Annotated in this window: 3 protein-coding genes; 2 read left to right on the forward strand and 1 reads right to left on the reverse strand. The window is 73.2% G+C overall.

Annotation, left to right across the window (positions count from 1 at the left end):
- Nucleotides 1-101: 101 nt before the first annotated feature.
- Complete coding sequence (locus ACWCO3_RS33290) at nt 102-824, reverse strand: hypothetical protein (protein WP_450013904.1); 723 nt, start codon at nt 822-824, stop codon at nt 102-104.
- A gap of 48 nt (nt 825-872) precedes the next feature.
- On the opposite strand from ACWCO3_RS33290, the gene ACWCO3_RS33295 reads away from it, so the two are divergent.
- Nucleotides 873-1,061: a hypothetical protein gene (locus ACWCO3_RS33295; RefSeq protein ID WP_450013906.1), complete on the forward strand. Its 189-nt coding sequence runs from the start codon at nt 873-875 to the stop codon at nt 1,059-1,061.
- A gap of 640 nt (nt 1,062-1,701) precedes the next feature.
- Nucleotides 1,702-3,163, forward strand: a 1,462-nt coding sequence (locus tag ACWCO3_RS33300; RefSeq protein WP_450013908.1) for an NB-ARC domain-containing protein, incomplete at its 3' end; no start/stop codon positions are given.

A 3,163-nucleotide genomic window follows, 5' to 3' on the forward strand; every position in this document is an offset into this window, starting at 1 on the left:
GGTTACTTCCCCGTCCCGCCGGTCGACCACTACGCCGACCTGCGTGACTCGATCGCGCACCGACCCGGCCACCGGGTCGAACGGCGGGTCGCCGAGCTCGCTCAGCCGAGGACGACGCCCGTGGCGCCGACGCCGGCCATGCCGGAGAAGATGTCCTCGTAGTAGAACCGCCAGGCGCAGACCCGCCCGGTGGGGCGGTAGCCGGTGCAGGCCGTGGACGTGTTGGTGTCGTCGATGGCGGTGTTGGTGCCGGTCGCCCAGACCTGGAGGGTGTTCGCCGCGTTCACGATCTCCACCGGGCCACCGCTGTCGCCCTGACCGACGGCGTTGAGGCCGGTGGTGTTCTCCGCCTGGACCTGCCCGCACACCTGGCCGAAGTCGCGCACGTTGATGCACAGGTTGCGGGCCTTCACCTGGATCGAGCAGCGGGTGCCGGAGTACGCGCCGGAGGTGCACACCCAGTTGCCGACCTGGCTGGCCGACGCGCCGATCACCTGGTTGCTGAACTCACTGACCACGTTGCCCTGCGCGTCGGTGCTGTTGTTGAAGACCCGGCCGCCGGAGCCGCCCGACAACAGCAGGGTGTCGGTGCCGGCGTTGCGGAAGCTGACGGTGCCCATCGCCTGCCCGGTCGGGTCGGTCGCGACGTTGTTGAGGTTGCCGCAGTGCGCGGCGGAGAGGATCCGCGCGTTCCCGTTCTTGAAGACCCCGAAGCCGGTCGAGCAGCCACCGCCGGTGGTGGCGTTGCGCCAGGCGGCACCGCCCCACCACGGCGCGGTGTCGTCCCACCGCGTCGCGGGCGCGGCGGCGACCTTGGTCTGCACGGTCCTGGCACGCCGGCCAGGGCCGTCGCGCCGAGCAGACCGTCCTGCGTGCCGACGAGCAGGCCGGCGCCGTCGGCGCGCGGCCCGACAGTGGTGATCTCGTCGCCCGCCTTGGCCCGCAGGCGGTCGGCCGCGGCAAGAAGTTCCCGCTGGGAGTACGCGGCGGGCAGCACCTGCGTGGCGACGGTGGCCCGGGCGTTGGCCACCAGGTTGGCCGGCGGCTCCCCCTTCCAGTAGACCTTGAGGTGGCGGTTGGTGGGGTCGGCGACGATGCCGGCGAACCCGGAGTTGGCGCTGCGCTGCGCCGCGTTCGTGATCTGGGCGGCGGCGTTGTTCATGCGCTGCTGCAACCGGAGCAGCTCGGACCAGGAGGCGAAGCCGCCGGGCACCGGTGTGCTGTCGACGAACGACCCGGCGGTGGCGGCCTTGCCGCCGGGTGCGGCGATGCCAGCGTTGCCGCCGGGTGCGGCGATGCCAGCGTTGCCGCCGGGTGCGGCGATGCCAGCCTTGCCGTCCGGTGCGGCGGTGGCCGGTGCGGCGGTCACTCCCGCGACGAGCAGCGTGAGGCCGAACGCGGTGACGGCGACGCGACGCAGCATCGCGGACCGCCGAACGGTCGGGTGTGGACGGATCATCAGGTACCTCTTCCCCCAGGGATCGTGGAGCGGGCCGAACCCGCACGAGGACGGTGGCACGGGACCTCGGCTTCGCGTCGCGCATCCTGGACGGCACTGGACACCGCCGGACATCATCGGACGATCAACGGTCCGAAGTGGAACTGTCAGACATCGGCGGTCGCCTATCGATGGGAGTGGCGGTGGAATTAGCCTGCCCGTGCGCATCCGGGGGGACCGGGTGACCGGGGGGTGGGAGCCGTATGTCCGACCAACGGGTACCGCCCGGCGCTCGACCGACGGAGCAGGGCTCACCCGGGTCGTTCGAGGGGGCCCGCGGCGGCTGCGACGCGCAGACACTGCCGGAACTGGCCGGGCTGTTACGCCAGTTGCGCCGTCGGGAAGCCCGGCAGCAGGGTGAGACCCAACTGACGTATCGGCAGTTGGCCGCCAAGACCGGCTGGTCACGGGGGATCATCGGGGAGTACTTCGCCGGCAACATCCTGCCTCCGCCGGAGCGGTTCGACGTCCTCATCCGCCTGCTCGGGGCGACCCCCGCCGAGCAGGGGGCACTGGCCACCGCGCGGGACCGGGTCGAGGAGGGGCGCCGACGACCGAACCGGGATCACGCCGCGACCGGGCGGACGGGCGTCGGGCCGGCCCGGGCCCGGGGCGGCGGCCAACGGGCCGGTACGACGTCGACCCGGCTGCCCGTGCCCCGCCAACTACCCCCGGCGCTACCCGGATTCATCGGACGTGTTGCCCAGCTCGCCCAGCTCGACGCCGAGTGCGTCAACCCCGCCCCGCACGAGGACGGCGGTCCGGGGCCAGTGACCATCATGACGCTGTCCGGCACCGCCGGGGTCGGCAAGACGACCCTGGCGGTGTACTGGGCGCACCGGGTGGCCGACCGTTTCCCGGACGGCCAGCTCTACGTCGACCTGCGCGGCTTCGACTCCACCGGGACGGAGATGACCGCCGTCGAGGCGGTACGCGGCTTCCTCGAGGCCCTCGAGGTGCCGCCCGAACGCATACCCACCCACCTGACCGCGCAGGTGGGCCTCTACCGCAGCCTGCTCGCCAACCGTCGGATGCTGGTGCTGTTGGACAACGCCCGCGACATCGACCACGTTCGGCCCCTGCTGGTCGGCAGCCCGACCTGCCTGGTCCTGGTCACCAGCCGCAACCGGCTCGCCGGCCTGGTCGCCGCCGAGGGCGCCCGGCCGATCGGCGTCGGCCTGCTCAGTGCCGCCGAGTCCTGGCAACTGCTGGCCCGCCGGCTCGGCGCGCAGCGGTTGACGGTCGAGCCGAAGGCGGTGGACGAGATCATCGAGCGGTGCGCGCGGCTGCCGCTGGCGCTGGCGGTGCTCGCCGCGAGGGGTGCGGCGAATCCGGCGTTCTCCCTGGCGGCCCTCGCCGCCGAGCTGCGCGAGGCGCCGCGTCCGCTGGACTCCTTCGACGGGGGGGATGCCAGCACCGACGTGCAGGCCGTCTTCTCCTGGTCGTACCGGAACCTGACGCCGGCGGCGGCACGTCTGTTCCGGCTGTTCGGCTGCCACCCGGGGCCGGACATCGGGGTCGCCGCCGCGGCCAGCCTGGCCGGGCTGCCCCGGGCCCAGGTGCCCCGACTGCTGGCGGAGCTGGCCCACGCTCACCTGGTCACCGAGCATGCCCCCGGCCGGTTCGGCGCCCACGACCTGCTCCGGGCGTACGCCGCCGAGCAGG

The sequence above is a fragment of the Micromonospora sp. NPDC002411 genome (genome assembly GCF_053592955.1).